This window comes from Chryseobacterium indologenes (assembly GCF_001295265.1).
Lineage (GTDB): Bacteria > Bacteroidota > Bacteroidia > Flavobacteriales > Weeksellaceae > Chryseobacterium > Chryseobacterium indologenes_A.
In genome coordinates, this window is the sequence record NZ_LJOD01000007.1 from 109949 (window position 1) to 126255 (window position 16307).

At 40.4% G+C, this 16307-nt stretch carries 13 protein-coding genes; 5 read left to right on the top strand and 8 right to left on the bottom strand.

The genetic code is table 11. From position 1 onward, the window contains the following. Positions 1-33: 33 nt before the first annotated feature. The 4 genes from AOB46_RS11965 to AOB46_RS11980 all read right to left on the bottom strand — a co-directional run bounded on the left by AOB46_RS11965 (position 34) and on the right by AOB46_RS11980 (position 5831). On the bottom strand, positions 34-2193 hold the full coding sequence (locus AOB46_RS11965) for a DEAD/DEAH box helicase (RefSeq protein ID WP_241489201.1): 2160 nt from the start codon (positions 2191-2193) through the stop codon (positions 34-36). Further along, complete coding sequence (locus tag AOB46_RS11970) at positions 2190-3506, bottom strand: ATP-binding protein (RefSeq protein WP_062699602.1); 1317 nt, start codon at positions 3504-3506, stop codon at positions 2190-2192. The genes AOB46_RS11965 and AOB46_RS11970 overlap by 4 nt, the downstream gene beginning before the upstream one ends. After that, a complete protein-coding gene (locus AOB46_RS11975; RefSeq protein WP_062699604.1) occupies positions 3499-4953 on the bottom strand; it encodes a tellurite resistance TerB C-terminal domain-containing protein in 1455 nt (484 codons plus the stop codon). Before AOB46_RS11975 ends, AOB46_RS11970 begins: the two co-directional genes overlap by 8 nt. Before the next feature lie 245 nt (positions 4954-5198). Beyond that, entirely contained in the window at positions 5199-5831 is a 633-nt protein-coding gene (locus AOB46_RS11980; RefSeq protein ID WP_062699605.1) for a chloramphenicol acetyltransferase, read from the bottom strand. Positions 5832-6170: 339 nt separating this feature from the next. Here AOB46_RS11980 and AOB46_RS11985 point away from each other — a divergent pair, with 339 nt between their 5' ends. Next, positions 6171-6626, top strand: coding sequence for a PPC domain-containing DNA-binding protein (locus AOB46_RS11985; RefSeq protein ID WP_062699836.1), 456 nt, complete (start codon positions 6171-6173; stop codon positions 6624-6626). 70 nt (positions 6627-6696) lie between these two features. Here AOB46_RS11985 and AOB46_RS11990 read toward each other — a convergent pair whose 3' ends face one another. The 3 genes from AOB46_RS11990 to AOB46_RS12000 form a co-directional block, all read right to left on the bottom strand. Then, positions 6697-7518, bottom strand: coding sequence for a helix-turn-helix domain-containing protein (locus AOB46_RS11990; protein WP_062699608.1), 822 nt, complete (start codon positions 7516-7518; stop codon positions 6697-6699). 269 nt (positions 7519-7787) lie between these two features. Continuing rightward, positions 7788-8183: a GlcG/HbpS family heme-binding protein gene (locus tag AOB46_RS11995; protein ID WP_241489202.1), complete on the bottom strand. Its 396-nt coding sequence runs from the start codon at positions 8181-8183 to the stop codon at positions 7788-7790. Between the two features lie 9 nt (positions 8184-8192). Beyond that, complete coding sequence (locus AOB46_RS12000; protein WP_062699610.1) at positions 8193-8984, bottom strand: SDR family oxidoreductase; 792 nt, start codon at positions 8982-8984, stop codon at positions 8193-8195. A 210-nt stretch (positions 8985-9194) separates the two neighbouring features. Between AOB46_RS12000 and AOB46_RS12005 the strand changes: the two genes are divergently transcribed. From AOB46_RS12005 to pdeM, 4 genes are all read left to right on the top strand, one after another. Next, entirely contained in the window at positions 9195-10217 is a 1023-nt protein-coding gene (locus AOB46_RS12005) for a ligase-associated DNA damage response exonuclease (protein WP_062699838.1), read from the top strand. Then, entirely contained in the window at positions 10214-11794 is a 1581-nt protein-coding gene (locus tag AOB46_RS12010) for an ATP-dependent DNA ligase (protein WP_062699611.1), read from the top strand. The genes AOB46_RS12005 and AOB46_RS12010 overlap by 4 nt, the downstream gene beginning before the upstream one ends. Before the next feature lies 1 nt (position 11795). Continuing rightward, positions 11796-14249, top strand: coding sequence for a ligase-associated DNA damage response DEXH box helicase (locus tag AOB46_RS12015; protein ID WP_117590574.1), 2454 nt, complete (start codon positions 11796-11798; stop codon positions 14247-14249). A 109-nt stretch (positions 14250-14358) separates the two neighbouring features. Next, complete coding sequence (gene pdeM / locus AOB46_RS12020; protein WP_062699612.1) at positions 14359-15003, top strand: ligase-associated DNA damage response endonuclease PdeM; 645 nt, start codon at positions 14359-14361, stop codon at positions 15001-15003. 58 nt (positions 15004-15061) lie between these two features. Here the strand turns inward: pdeM and AOB46_RS12025 are convergent, their stop codons facing one another. Then, positions 15062-16279 carry an MFS transporter gene (locus AOB46_RS12025; protein WP_062699613.1) on the bottom strand — a complete coding sequence of 406 codons (1218 nt, stop codon included), beginning with the start codon at positions 16277-16279 and terminating at the stop codon, positions 15062-15064. Positions 16280-16307 lie beyond the last annotated feature (28 nt).

The window sequence follows — 16307 nt, forward strand, 5'->3', positions numbered from 1 at the left end:
GCCGGATCTGTTAAACAGGTCCGGCTGGTATTTTTAAGTATGAAACGTTTTATTCTCGATGAGATTCAGCTTGTCAAGAAACTTAAAACAGCCGTCAAAATCAAAATACCGTTCCTTTACTATCATTGTCTGGTATTTTACAGGAAGATAGGGTCCCCATTTGGAAAAGCTCAGAACATCAGGCAAAGTTTCCAGCAGTTCGGCAAGAAAAGGCTCAAAATCTACAGTCCGTAAAGCCGGATCTTTCAGCAGTAACATAAATTCTGTTTTTTTTTGCATCTCAATATCAAACATAGTCCCACCATCATCAAGAATATTCTCAATACCCATTTTATCAAGAATAAAGCTCAGTGTTCTGTTAATTTTTGATCCGGCAAATGAGTAAAATTCAACATTTTCCTTCTCTGGACCGGATAAAAGAGGTCTTTCTGTTTTTGGATCTGTGATATTAAAATCTTTAAACTCTTTACGCATTTGTCTGATTATTTCTTTTCCGGCATCATCCATAAAGACGTAACCATCCTCAGAAATAAGAATCTCAAGCATTTTTTCCCTGATTCTGGTGGCCGTATCCGCAGAACCTCCTGAAAATTTAGGTTTTTTGCCATCTTTTGCAGGAATAACCTCTATTTTTTTAGATTTAAAATCAATGTCTTTTATTTTCCAGATCCTGGCGGAAAGATAAATATTTTCATCAGCCCGAATCTGTGGCGAAAGCGGCAGCTCCCCGATCTTGATTCCCTGGCTGGAAACCTTGAAATAAACCGGAGTGTGAAACAGTGTATAAAAATCTCTTGCATTCACCACTTTCTCTCCTTCCACTCCGATAATATATTCCCGGCCCAGTTTTTCAAGAAAATCAATGGAAGTAAGGTGATCTATGATTTCTGCAACTTCTTCCGGCCTGATATTTCTGAAAGCCGAATTTGCAGCCAGCTCTTCCAGAATTTTAGAAAGGACAATTCCGGAACTTCCTTTAACCATGGAAAGAATCTGGTGAACAAGCACATCATAAGGTCTCTGATGAATATTTACCGGCTCTATATACTGTTCTGTAAAGAGAATCCAGCAGGCCAAAGACTGAAGATGGCTCCATTTTTCCGTAGCATATAAAAGCAGGTTACTGGATTTCCCTTCCCTTCTCCCGCTTCTCCCTACTCTCTGGATGAGAGACGCAATACTGTGAGTAGCATCAATCTGGGCTACTTCGTCTACATTTCCTATATCTATCCCCAGCTCCAGTGTAGAGGTGCATGAAATACAGAAGTTTTCCGTTTTGCTTTTCTTGGCAAAAAACTCAACATATTCCCGTACTTCTTTATCTACTGATGAATGATGGGCAAAATAATTGGGATGACCTCCTACTTTTTCTGAGATCTTTTTCAGCTTTACAGCCACTTCTTCCACCCTTCCCCTCGCATTGGGAAAAACCAGCACTTTACGGTCACGGGTTCTGATATAAAGATCTTTCAGCAGCTCAATAGGCAGCTCTTCCACCACTCCCTGAAAATATTTAAAAACAGCATTAATAGGCTTAGGGTTAGTATCCTTGATAACTGTTGTCTTTTCCGGATCACCTAAAAATTCTTTCAGTTCAATATACTGATTATCACCATTAACTGTTGCAGAGAGACCTACAATCTTAAACGTACTTTTATTAACCCTCTGCAGGCGCTGCAGCAAAGACTGAAGATGAATTCCACGGTCAGAGCCCAGAAAAGAATGAATTTCATCAATAACTACATATTCCAGGGTTGAAAATAAATACTGCACATTATAAGGTTTGTTGACAAACATCGCCTCTATGGATTCAGGGGTGATCAGTACAATTCCGCCCGGATCTTTAATCAGTCGGTCTTTGGCTCCTTTTGAAGCCTCACCATGCCATTTTGTAACAGGAACATCCAGATATTCACACAGCTTTTCCACTCTCATAAACTGATCATTAATCAGGGCGATCAATGGTGAAATATAGAGAACTTTTACGCCCTGTTCCTTAAAATTCACTTTTGAAAGGATAGGCAGAAAAGCCGCCTCAGTTTTACCTGAAGCAGTTCTGGAAATAAGAATATAATTACGGTCCGTTGAGATAATTTTTTGAATCGCTGCCTCCTGAATAGGTCTTAAACTCTCCCATTTCTGATCTCTTATATATTTTCTGATCGGCCCAGAGAGCATATCGAAAGCTATCATATCTCTTCAATACTGTCTAAGAGAACCAGATCATTCGGTCTTTCATCGGAAATTTCAATTTCACCGAACAGTCTTTTTTTATCTGCCCCCGGATTCTGCCTGATGATATTCAGGATATTCAGGAAATCACGGATTACTTCTCGCGGGGTAAGAAATTCCGAGGCCCCTGGTTTATTGAACATTTCTTCCATGAAAGCAGAAATATCGTCATCACTGATATTCAATTCAGTTTTATAGTTGAAATCAAAGATCAATTTTAATTTTTTCAGCAGCACAAATATTTCATTGTGGTCTAAAGGAGTTAATTTAATGACAGGCTGGGCAAAGTCTCTGATCTCAAGCGTTTCGAATTTATTGGTTTCCAGCCTCGTTTTTAAGGCCTGATAACTGAAAAGTCCCCGTCTTTCATTTTCCAGAAAATCTTTTGTTCCGGCAAAATTAATAAACAGGTTGGAAACTTTCCCCTGGAAACAGTCATTATAAATTGATAATATTTTTTCATAATTTTTTTCGCGGGCTGCTGCTGTAGAAATTTTATACAGATTCACCGCTTCATCCAGGTTGATCATAAAACCGCTGTATCCCATGCTGACAAAGAACTTACAGAAATTTTTAAGCATGTCATAGTAATTGGAATCATTGATGATTTCCCTAACCCCAAGCTCCTGCCTTGCCTCGGTTTTTGTAGAATATTCACCTTTCAGCCATTTAAGAGCATTCCTGCGCAGCTGATCATCACCAGAAATATAACCTTCGTAATATTTTATGATTACCGAACCAAAATCAAAGCCACCGACCTCAGTAATTTCGTTGACTGTTTTCATGATAGCGCTTCTGATCAGATCTGTATATTCGGAATTCCGTATATCAGCAAGTGAAATCCTGTTTTCTTCTGCGGTTTTAGTAATTACCTGCTCAATCCATTTTTCAAGCAGAGTCTGTAATGCTCCACCTTCCGGTTTGGTCTGAATGGCAATGTTATCCATGATGGCAGAATAGAGGATTACACTCTTCCCGTCATTGGAATAGATCCTGTTGTCCGGGGTAAAATCTGCATTAGCCACTACAAATTTCTGTTTCAGGGCAACCGTATTCAGCAAATGCAGCATAAAAGATTTTCCGCTTCCGAAGTCTCCGATCCAGAATTTGGCTATGCTGTGGCCATTTTTCACATCATTCAGAGAATCAATAAAAGCATTGATCTCTTCGGATCTTCCTACGGTTATATGCTGTACCCCGATCTTCGGTACCACACCGCTTACCAGGGAGTTAATTATGGATGTTGCCTCTTTGGGTTTAATATTTTCAATCATGGTTTAAAATTTTTTTATAATAATCTGTATTCATCGTAAAGTAATCATCTTCTTCCTCAATAAGAATATCATCCAGGGTTTCATAGCAGAGATCGTTGATAGAATCAATTACAGCTCCCATGAAAAGGTTTTTAGAACGTAAGAACGTGCTCATTTCACTTTGGAGAATATTGAAGCTCTGCTTTTCAAAAAGAGTAAGGATTTCCTGGTGGATATCCATTAAATTCAGTTCTCCACGGTATTTCATAACCTGAGGTTCTGTATCTGTCTGAGCAATATTAATCGTTAGTTCTTCATCGCCGGCAGGAGCCTCAGCCTTTCCGGACTCCGGTTCATCACTAAGGTATTCTTCCAGTAGGGCAACTGTTCCGGAATGTTGTCTTTTGACATCCTCAACAGCATCAGGATCAATAATAATTTTCTTCCGTTTCGGCAGATAAAGCTGATTAACCTTTTCAATAGCCTCCTTAAGATTCCGGTCTCTGATAAATGTGCTTAATATCCTTTCAAAATCATGAATCTGTTCCGTGGTGGAAAAAAGGCTTTTCTGAATGCTTTTTGCAAGCTGCTTTCTATCCAGCTTCGGAGAATTAAGATCTTTATCCAGATAATGAATATATAGCCTTAACGCGCAGTTTTTATCATATCTGGCCACGAATTTTGAGGCTTCAAAAAAGATCATATCCACTGAGGGATTTTTAACATTCACATCTGCCAGTCTGAAAACCTCTCTTTCAAAAGCTGCCGGGTTAGAATAATCGCCCTTAATCTCTTCAAATTTTGTCTTCCAGCGGTTGGTATTATTCTCATTAAGGATAATATTGGTTTTATAATCCGCATCCAGAACCTGATGCTGGTTTTCCGACAGAAAAATCTCCAGCTTTGACACAATTTTCCTGTTATACTGGTGCCGGATATCCGGATTGGCATAAGGGAAGTCAGTGTTGATCTTCCTTTTGATTCCGTAAGCCTCGCGAACATTATTCTCACATAGCTTTAAGATGTGATTCAGGATCTCTCCCTGTACAGAATCATAAGTATACTGGTAATTCAGGCTTTCTTTTCTGTAATTATACTGAAGACATACAATGATTTCCGACAGTTCTTCAATGACCGAAGCATACGCCCTGTTAACAGGAATACAGTTATTCTGCAGAAATTCAAAAGCCCTTAAAAACTGTTTCAGGATCTGTATTTTGCAGTATTCAATATCATTGAAAACATTGGCCGTAAACCATAGCTTATCCATTACAGCCGCCTGTTCAGCTGTCAGATTAAGCTTTCTGGAGTATTTTCTGCCTGTTTTCCAGCTTTCAGGGTTAGATGAAGGTTCATCTGAAATCAGATTGTTTTCAGGAACAGCTGTTCCGTAATGGATAGGAACATCAGTGTTTCCGGAAACATCAATGATGGATTCGTCATGGGATATAAAAGGATCGTTCTGCATGATTTCGTCAGTGTTTTGAGGGGTCTGTTGTATATTAGTTTATGTTGAATGAATCAACCTTCTAATATAGCAATATTATAGATTCAAAACTAGGTGAAATAGAGAAAAACAGATTACGGTTTCCCGTAAATGATAAAATCCAATACTCAATTTACTTCGTAAAAGCATGTTTAAAAACAGAGAAACATTGATGCTGAAAAGTTTCCCGAAAGACTTTATCACGCCAAAGCTAATTAGCTATTCACTCATTCACAGTTATTCAGCTGCTTCTGAAATTCCTCAAGATATTTCGCAATATGAATTCCGTCTGCCAGCCCGTGATGAGCTTCTACAGAGACAGGAAGGTATTTTCTTCCCTCCCGGATACTGAATTTTCCGAAAGTAATTTTCGGAACAGATTCTGTACGGTCAAGAGTTGTGGGATGGAGCAAGGCACTAAAAGAGTTCCACGGAATGGTTGTATGTCGGATAAGATCCTTACCCAGCTCACCATTATTAAGCCTGATCCCTGATGTTTGCTGTACCGCAGCAATTTCTTCCTGCATTGCCGTATTGAAAGTCTTAAAATCCTCCGAAAAATGCATAAATGCAAAGCCAAAAGTACCATCTGCCCGGCCAATAGTTGTTCCTGCATGAATGGTATCATATAAAACCACATCTCCGTCAACAATTCTCAATTTTAGTTCATCAACAGCATTTACCGCCATCATTGATTTATGAAGATAAGACGCAAAAAAAGAATATCTATTTTCCTTGGCATGGCTATAGGCATCAGTACAATCAACTTCAGTTGTAAAACCAAAATACGGGCTTGCCATTTTTGAGAAAAATTCAAAATGCTCTCTGCGGTTCCAGCTTTCTATATCGATGATCTTCATTGAATGATTTTTTGCAAATTTCGTCAAGTTTTGGGATTTTTAAAACTTGCAGGAAATGAAATTAACTTTAAAGCCTCTAAAGTGTTTAAAATAAAAACGGTATGTCTTGCGGCTTTACTCACTCAAAATCAGTCGTATCAAAATAGCCTTTGCATTAAATTTATTTTTTAAAACAATCCCAACACTACAAAAAATCTGCGCAATCTGACGGCAGATAAGCCTGTTTAAAAAAATTTAATAACTTATTTCAAACAGATATGAGTATTGAAGCACAATTATTGCATTATTTTGCCTGTCAGACTGTTCAAAATTCATAAGAGCATCTTAAAGTTCATGGTTATGGAAGTACAAAATTATAAAGGAAAATATTGGTCTGCCAGAAAGGCTGACGGGATCTATATTGTAAGCGTAGAAAACAGAAGCAGTATTCTGGAAGCTCTCACTGATTTTATTACCGCTCAGAATATTCAGGCCGGAGAAGTTACCGGTATAGGAGCTGTGGATGAGGCAACATTACGTTTTTTCAGACCTACCGAAAAAAAATATGTTGACAGGACGTTCAAAGAACAGATGGAAATCACCAATATATCAGGAAATGTATCAGAAATAGAAGGAAAACCCAGCCTTCATCTTCATATCACATTGGGAAGAGAAGATTATACCGCACTGGCAGGACATCTTCTGGATGCCAGAATCTCAGGTGCCGGAGAATTCATATTTTATCCGTTAAATACAAGAATCATAAAAATAAAGAATGAAGACGTGGGAATTAATTTCTATGATTTTGAAAGATAATTTTTCACCTGTTGGAAATGAAGACAGCCTCCTTCTGCTCTGAATCATTAAAATACCAGGAAGTTCATCATTATGAAATTTTTACCGGGTGAATTTCAGAAGTCGTTACCCCGAACTTTTGTTTAAAAGCATAATAGAAATGGGAAAGGTTTTCAAAACCCAGATCAAGATAAATATCAGAAGGTTTTTTATTCCGGTGACGGATCAGATAATAGGCCTCTTCCAGCCTTTTTTCACGGAGCCATTGTTTCGGAGGCATACCAAATACCTTACTGAAATCACGTTTGAATCCTGAAAGGCTCCGTCCGGTAAGTCTGGACATTGTTTCTACAGGTACATTGAACATGAAATTTTTGTTCATGAATTCCTTCAGATCAATTTTATGAGGTTCTGAAAAATCAAAAAGCAGGTTTCTGAAATCCGGATTACTCTGAAGGATCAGTTCTATCGCTTCTTTCACCTTTAAAGCCGCCAGTCTGGGACTTGCTGTTTTTGTCTTGTCAATATAAGGAAGAAGAGACATAAAATACCCGCTGAAAAAATGATCCGGCTCGAAAAAGAGTTTGCGGGTATCCGGGAACTTTTCTTCTGCCATAATTCTGTTCTCCGCTGAATACTGCCTGAGTGTTTCCTGATCAAGGGTAATAGACAGGAACTGGTATTTTTGTTCCTTAGAGGGGTATTTAACCGTCCTGATCAGCTGATTTTTTTTAACCAGAACTACGGTATTTTCCCTGATAACAGTTTTACCCTTATCATGAAAAGCATGCGTCTCCCCGGAAAGCTGAAACCCAAGGAAATGATCGGGAATAAATTCCTCATGCCCTCTATATGTTTCAAAGGCACAAGAATAAACCAGTCTGTCAAATACAATTTCGGAAGTTCTTTCCATAATACAAATATCTGAAATTAATAGATTGGAGAGACTTAAAATAATCTGAATCCGGGTTAAAGAAGTGTAAACTTAAGGATGGAAGATGGAGCTGGAAGTTACTTTTTATTATAGATATTGAAGCGCACTATAAAATCAAATTACCATAAAAGATCAATATTTATTATTCACGACCTTCATAATTCCCCTCTTCAGGCTTCAAGCCCTGCATCAATCGGAAATCCTTATTCAGAACTTAGATTAAAAAGCTCTCCAATCATTTCAAATTATCAGGCTATAATTGCGGCACCAGCCTCAGCAATCCCTTTATCCTGTTCCGGGGTACCGCCTGAAACTCCTATTGCTCCTATCACTTTACTGTCTGCATCTTTGATGATGATTCCTCCGGCAAGTGTTAAAAGCCCGTCATTGGTATTCAGCATCCCGTAACCATGCATTCCAGCTCCTGAGATGATATCTCCCATAACATCGCTGTCAGCCCCGAATAAAATGGCTGTTTTTGCTTTTTTAACGGCAAAATCTATGACACCGCACACACTGTCCAGTCTGGCAAACGCCATTAAGTATCCTCCGGAATCCACTACAGCAATGCTCACCGGGATACCTGTAGATCCTGCTTTTTCCACAGCGGCACTCAGGACTTTTTGCGCTAAATTATGATTCATACTCATCTGTTAGCTTTTTGCTGCCCAGGCATCTGCCTGAAGCTGTTTAACAAAATCTTCAGTTTCCTTAGGATGTACATTCCTGAAATTGCTGTTGTCATCCAAGGCTACATTCACAATGACTTCCGCCATAGATTGCGGATCCAATTGATGAGCCAGAGATCCCGCAGCTCCGTCAAAAGCAGACTCAGGAGTAAAGTTCACTTTCGGATCATACCAGCGGAAAATAGAATCCACTCCCCTGTCGTTAAACCCGGTTCCGAATACTCCGGGATTGCAGGTTGCAATTTTGATATTGAAAGGAGCCAATTCTGTTTTCAATCCTTCAGCAATAGATTCCAGAGCATGTTTGGAAGCACAATAGGCTGCCACATAAGGAACAGTCCACAAACCACCCATTGAAGAGGTAAAGACAATCTTTCCGGCTTTTTTATTTTCAACAAACTTTCTGATAAATCCCTGAGCCAGCTCGAGTGCACCAAAGACATTAATTTCAAACATAGAACGGATCAGATCAACAGGCTGTTCAGCAATAGGACCACCTTCCATAATTCCGGCATTGCTGATCAGAATATCAATGTCATATTTTTTTAAAATATAAGCAATATCTCTCGGATTGGTTACGTCCAGCTTATCCGCAGTCATTGCAATTCCCTGTTCTTCAGATTCACGGATCAGGTCGCTCATCTGAGGATAGGTTTGTGCAGTGGCAATAACTTTGTGTCCTTTTTGGGCAAGATCAAAAGCGGCAATTTTTCCGAAACCGCTTGCTGCACCTGTAATTAAAATAGTTTTGCTCATTGTTGTTTTTTTATTGAGTTACAGATACAAAGATCAGGCTTACAGGATACACTTATATTGGTGGAAAGTTCAATGTTCTGTTGTTGAAAAGTCCATTTTCCCAAAAAACAGAAGACATACTGTACTATTATTTCCCATACTGAAAGAATATCCGGGATTTGTCTTAATTTGGTGAGATTTTTGAATGTAAAATATAAACCAATCACCCCATTGAAACTAATCACATTCACTAAAAAAGGAATCTACTGTCCGCAAGGAAAGTTTTATATTGATCCCTGGAGGCCTGTAGATATGGCCATTATCACGCACGGACACGCTGATCATGCCCGATGGGGAATGAAAAAATACCTGTGCCATCATTTTACCAAACCTGTTCTTTACCAGAGAATCGGACCGGATATTGACTGTCAGGGTGTAGAATACGGAGAGCCAGTACATATCAATGGCGTAAAGGTATCCCTCCATCCGGCAGGCCATATCATCGGGTCGGCTCAGATAAGGCTGGAATATAAAGGATTTGTAACAGTTGTTTCAGGGGATTATAAAGTACAGGATGACGGTTTGAGCACCCCATTCGAGTTGGTACGCTGCAACGAATTTGTTACAGAAAGCACTTTCGGCCTGCCCATTTATAACTGGATGGAAGTGGATGACCTTAATAAAAAGCTTCAAAGCTGGGTACTGAAAAATCAGGAAAACTCAAAAACCTCTGTATTCATAGGATACTCTTTAGGAAAGGCACAGCGCATTATGAAAGCCGTTGAAGGCCTTGGAAAAGCATATGTGCACTATTCTATCGGAAAACTGAATGAGGCATTTGAAGCATCGGGCATTCATCTTCCTGAGTATCAGATTGCAGACTTCAGGGAAAATGTTAAGGAGCTACAGCATGAGATTGTGATTGTTCCGCCCGCTTTGCTGGACAGCAATATCATCAGAAAAATACCGGATGCAGCCACTGCCATTTGTTCAGGATGGATGCAGGTACGGGGTGCCAGAAGATGGCGCAGTGCGGATGCCGGATTTGCCATAAGCGACCATGCAGACTGGAAAGGGCTTTTGCAGGCCGTAAAAGCAACGGAAGCGGAAAAAGTACATGTAACGCACGGACAGACCGAAATTTTCTCAAAATACCTGAACGAAATCGGGATTAAGGCTGATGTGATAGAAACTCTCTTCGGTGAAGATGAAGAGGAAGCTGAAAAAGAAATTATTGAAAATCCGGAATCATGAAACACTTTGCAGATCTGATTAATGCATTGGAAACGACCAATAAGACTAATGCTAAAATTGAAGCAATCATGGATTATCTGGAACGCGCCCCGGATGAGGATAAAGTATGGTTTATTGCTCTGTTTACCGGAAAAAGGCCAAAACGGAATGTCAATACCAATTTTATGAAAGAATGGGCACTGGAAATTACACAGCTGCCATTCTGGCTCTTTCAGGAATCTTATTCTTCTGTGGGCGATCTGGGGGAAACACTTTCCCTGATTCTGCCTCCACCTGAACAGAAAATTGAACAGTCCCTATCTGAATGGATGACAGAAATCCTTCATTTAAAGGATAAAACAGAAGCAGAGAAAAAAGAATTTGTACTGCGATCCTGGAACGGACTGGATTATACAGAAAGGTTAATTTTTAACAAATTGCTGGGTGGAAGCTTTCGTATAGGAGTCTCAGACAAAACGCTGATCAATGCCCTCACGAAATTTTCAGGACAGGAAACCAGTACCCTCACTCACAGTCTGACAGGGAAATGGCAACCCGGTGAAATATCATTCCGGGAACTCATTTCCGCAGAAAAAGTTAATCCTGATAATTCAAAACCTTATCCTTTCTGCCTGGCTTATCCACTTGAAAAAGAGCTAAATGATCTCGGAAATTCCGAAGACTGGCAAATTGAATATAAATGGGACGGAATTCGCGGACAGATCATCAGAAGGAATGAAGAAGTCTTTATATGGTCGCGGGGTGAAGAGCTGGTGACTGAGCAGTTTCCTGAAATCAGGGATGCTGTAAAAGCCATGAAAGGAAGCTTCGTTTTAGATGGAGAAATACTTGCAGTAAAGGATGATAACATATTAAATTTTAACGAGTTACAAAAGAGATTAAACAGGAAAACTTTAACTAAAAAAATGTTGACTGATATTCCGATTGAAGTTTTTGTGTATGATCTTTTAGAGCTTGAAGGAACTGATCTCCGCGAAAAACCTATGAACGCCAGAAGAGCTATGCTGGAAGAGTTATTACTGAATGAACAGCCCGAAAAAATCAGAATTTCACAGACCATAGCATTCAAACACTGGAATGAACTGGACAGGATCCGTGAAGAATCCAGGGAGATCAACAGCGAAGGGCTGATGCTGAAACAAAAAAACTCACCTTATCATGCCGGAAGAAAAAAAGGCGACTGGTGGAAATGGAAAGTAAGTCCGCTGACCATTGATGCAGTGCTCATTTATGCCCAGAAAGGAAGCGGCAGACGGAGCGCTTATTATACCGACTATACTTTTGCAGTAAAAAACGGAGATTCTTTAGTGACCATCGCGAAAGCGTATTCCGGGCTTACGGATAAAGAGATTATGGAGGTGAGTAAATTTGTCAATAAAAATGCCATTGAAAAATTCGGGCCTGTGCGGACGGTAAAAGCTGAGCTGGTATTTGAAATTGCTTTTGAAGGCATAGGATTCAGCAGCAGGCATAAAAGCGGGGTTGCCCTTAGGTTTCCCCGGATTGTACGATGGCGGAAAGATAAAACCGTGGATGAAATTGATGACCTTGAAGAAATAAAAAAACTGATCCAGTAATTTGAATACATTTGAAAATACCAACGGCTATAAAGTCATCCGGCAGTGGATGGCCGGGAAAGGTATTGCTCCTTTTAAATTTCAGACAGATACCTGGCGCAAATTCGGAAACGGCTACAGCGGAATGGTAGTAGCACCTACAGGATTCGGAAAGACATTTTCGGTATTCCTGGCATTGGTTTCAGATTTTATGAACCATCCTGAAAAGTATAAAAAAGGACTGAAAATGATCTGGATTACTCCGCTCCGCTCCCTCTCAAAAGATATTGCCAAAGCCATGGAAGAAGCCATGAATGAGATTGGACTGGACTGGACCGTCGGAGTAAGAAATGGTGATACCGATCCCAAAGTAAGACAGCAGCAGATAAGAAATATGCCTGAAATTCTCGTCGTTACTCCGGAAAGCCTTCACCTGCTTTTAGGACAGAAAAATCACAGCCGGTTTTTTCAGGATCTGAAGTGTACCGCAGTAGATGAATGGCATGAACTGCTGGGTTCCAAACGCGGAGTGATGACAGAGCTGGCCATTTCCCAATTAAGAAAATATGCACCCGGTATGAAAATCTGGGGAATTACCGCAACCATAGGAAATCTGGATGAAGCTATGGAAGTTCTGATTCCTTACGACATCAAAAAAACCAAAATCACCGCCAAAGAGCATAAAAAAATCGAAATACTGGCTGTTTTTCCTGACGAAGTGGAGGTTCTCCCATGGGCAGGACATCTGGGCGCAAAACTGGCGGATAAAATTGTTCCGGTTATCCTTGGATCAACCTCTGCCATTGTTTTTACCAATACACGAAGCCAGAGTGAAATGTGGTATCAGCTGTTGCTGAATGCCTATCCGGATTTTGCAGGCCAGATCGCTATCCACCACAGCTCTATTGATGCCCATCTCCGGATCTGGATTGAAGAGAATTTAAGCAACGGAAAACTGAAGGCCGTAGTCTCTACTTCCTCTCTGGATCTCGGGGTAGATTTTAAGCCTGTGGATACTGTTATCCAGATTGGCTCAGCCAAAGGGGTTGCCCGGTTTCTGCAGCGTGCCGGACGAAGCGGCCACTCCCCTTTTGAAACGTCAACAATCTACTGCGTCCCTACTCACTCCCTGGAATTGATTGAAGTTTCTGCATTAAAAGAAGCGGTAAAACAGAAAGTAACGGAACCCCGAGAGCCTCAGGTATTATGCTTTGACGTGCTGGTGCAGTTCCTGATGACCTTAGCTGTAGGAGACGGCTTCTATCCAGAAGCAACCTACGAAAGGATCAGAAAAGTATATGCTTTCCGGGAAATCACGGATGAAGAATGGAAAAGCTGCCTTGATTTCCTCACCATCGGAGGAAGTGTCTTAAAAAGCTATGAAGAATTCCATAAAATTGTCATTATGGAAGACGAACTGCATAAAGTGACATCAAGGAAGATTGCAATGCTCCATCGTATGAATATGGGGGTTATCGTAAGCGATGCCATGCTGAAAGTAAAATTCATTTCAGGCGGTTATATTGGTATGGTAGAGGAATATTTTATTTCAAAACTAAAAAAAGAAGAAAAGTTTATCCTGGCAGGGCGTACCCTTGAAGTGGTCATGATAAAAGACATGACGGTCTATGTAAGGGCAGCCAAAGGAAAGGCATTTGCACCTAGCTATCTGGGTGGAAGGCTTCCTTTAAGCTCTGATCTGGGACATTTTTTAAGAGAAAAGCTATCTCATGCCCTGAACCCCAAAACTTCTGAAAAAGAGCTGAAGTTTCTGCATCCGCTTCTGGTACGGCAGGAAAAGAACTCCCATATTCCCAAAGAAGATGAATTTCTGGTGGAAATGATTAAAAACAGAGAAGGCTATCACCTGTTTATGTATCCTTTTGAAGGACGTCTTGTGCATGAAGTAATGGCAGCCCTTATGGCTTACCGCATTTCAAAGCTGGCCCCGATCTCTTTTTCCATGGCGATGAATGATTACGGCTTTGAACTGTTCAGTGACAAGGAAATCCCTTTGAATGAAGAAAACCTTCATGCTGTCTTAACCCGGGAAAACCTGATGAATGATGTGATTGCCAGTATTAATTCGGCGGAAATGGCCAGAAGAAAATTCAGGGATATTGCAGTGATCTCCGGAATGGTGATCCAGAATTATGCAGGAAAACAGCGTTCCAATAAATCATTGCAAAGTTCTGCCGGACTGATTTTTAAAGTCCTTGAAGATCATGATCCCAATCATTTTCTGGTAAGGCAGGCTTATACGGAGGTTTTCAATATACAGCTTCAGGAACAGCGATTGGTGGAAGCTTTCAAAAGAATAGAAAAATCAAAAATTATTTTAAAATATTCCAATACCTTTACCCCGCTCAGCTTCCCGATCAAAGTAGACAGCCTTAGGCAGACCTTATCCAGTGAAAGCCTCGATGCCAGGATCAGGAAAATGGTAGAACAGGCCGGAAAAAATATTTTGTTGTGAATAAGTCAATAGCTAATTAATTTTGCTATCAATTTTTATTATTTGAAAATCATTGACGATTGACTCATGAAGTAAAATCCACCATTGACATTTTTAATCATTTACAGTCTTGAATATTGCAGTAAAAAATATCAGCATCAACACCGAAGTCTTCACATTAACCAATCAGCGTGCAGCGTTCTGGAAAAGAGAAAAAGCATTAATCCTGTCTGACCTTCATATCGGGAAAACGGCTCATTTCCGGAAAAATGGTATTGCGCTGGCCAATCATATCATGAAAAGCGATCTGGAAAGGCTGTCTGTTCTCATAGAATATTTTAACCCTGAAAAATTTATTGTTGTGGGCGATCTGCTCCATGCCGGAGATAATTCTGATGTGGATGAGTTCTGCCGATGGAGAAACCGGTATCCCGGTCTTTTATTTTATCTTATTGAAGGAAACCATGACCGGATTACAGAATCTCTGGAACGAAAATTATGCCTGAATTTCAGGGCTGAATTTCTACAGATTGATGACTTCGTTTTCATTCATGATTTTGATAAAACACGATCGGAATTCCAGATCACCGGTCATATTCATCCGGGAGTTGTTTTGAATTCTTCTGTAAAAAGCTTCAGACTTCCCTGTTTTGTACAAACTTCCGGACAGCTTCTCCTGCCTGCGTTCAGTGAATTTACCGGACTGGATACCCAAAATATCCCGAAAGGCGGAAAGTTTTTTGTGTTTACAGATTCTGAAATTCATGAAATTTAAGATCTGTCCTATCCGCTGGAGAAAATAATAAATGATCTTCCTGGCTCCATCTTTCCCTCTATTGTTTTTTACTCAGGCGGATGCTGTACCATGTGATCAGAACTGTCACCAAAAGAAATAGTGCTCCAATCCAGGGTGTACTGTCTAACCCTAAAGAAGAGGTTACAATAAGTCCACCCGTATAAGATCCTATGGCAATCCCGATATTGAATGCCGCAATATTGATTCCTGATGCCACATCTTCAGTGCCTGAAACTTCTTTTTCTGCAATTTGTACTACCAGAAGCTGCAATCCCGGTACGGTAGCAAATGAAAGGCCTCCTAAAAGAAACAGTGTGATAATGCTTAATACCGGACTGGCTGCTGTGAAATAAAATGCCAGTAATACCAGTCCCTGTGCGGCAAACATCCATAAAAGAGCCTTTAACGGATTTTTATTGGCTGCTTTTCCTCCGAAAAGATTTCCCATTGCAATTGCAATTCCATAGACCAGAAGAATAAAAGTTACGGTAGATTCCTTAAATCCTGTGATCTGCTGCAAAATTGGGGATAAATACGTAAACACAACAAATGTACCTCCATATCCCATAGCAGTCATTAAAAATGCAAAGATCAGACGTCTGTTTGTGAATACTTTGGGAAGGCTTTTCAAAGAAGCAGTCTGCTCGCTTTTAAGGTTGTTCGGAACCAGCAGCATACTCGCGGCCAATCCTATGATTCCCAGAATGGAAACGCCTATAAAAGTGGCTCTCCATCCAAAATGCTGTCCGATAAAAGTTCCTAGCGGAACTCCCGTAACAATCGCCAGCGTGAGCCCTGAAAACATAATTGAAATGGCTGTTGCCCTTTTTTCTTCCGCAACCAGTGACGCGGCAATTGTAGAACCTATAGAGAAGTAAACACCGTGAGCAAATCCCGTCAGAATCCGGGCCAGTACCAGCGTAAAAAATCCAGGAGCTACTGAAGCAAGACCGTTTCCGATCACAAATAGCAGCATAATTGAAATCAGCAGCATCTTACGCGGGACTCTCCCGGTTAAAGCTGTAAGTATAGGAGCTCCAATGGCAACCCCTATTGCGTAAAGGCTTACCAAAAGCCCTGCCGAAGGAATGCTGATCTCCAGATCTGATGCCACCGCAGGAAGAAGCCCTACGATTACAAATTCTGTGGTTCCTATTCCGAATGCACTTATTGTGAGTGCCCATAATGCAGCAGGAAGACCTCTGCTTTTCGTGCCTTCCTGTGTCTGAATCTGTATTTCTTTCTGATTATTCATCGTATTCAGATTTTTGTTGTTTTAATCC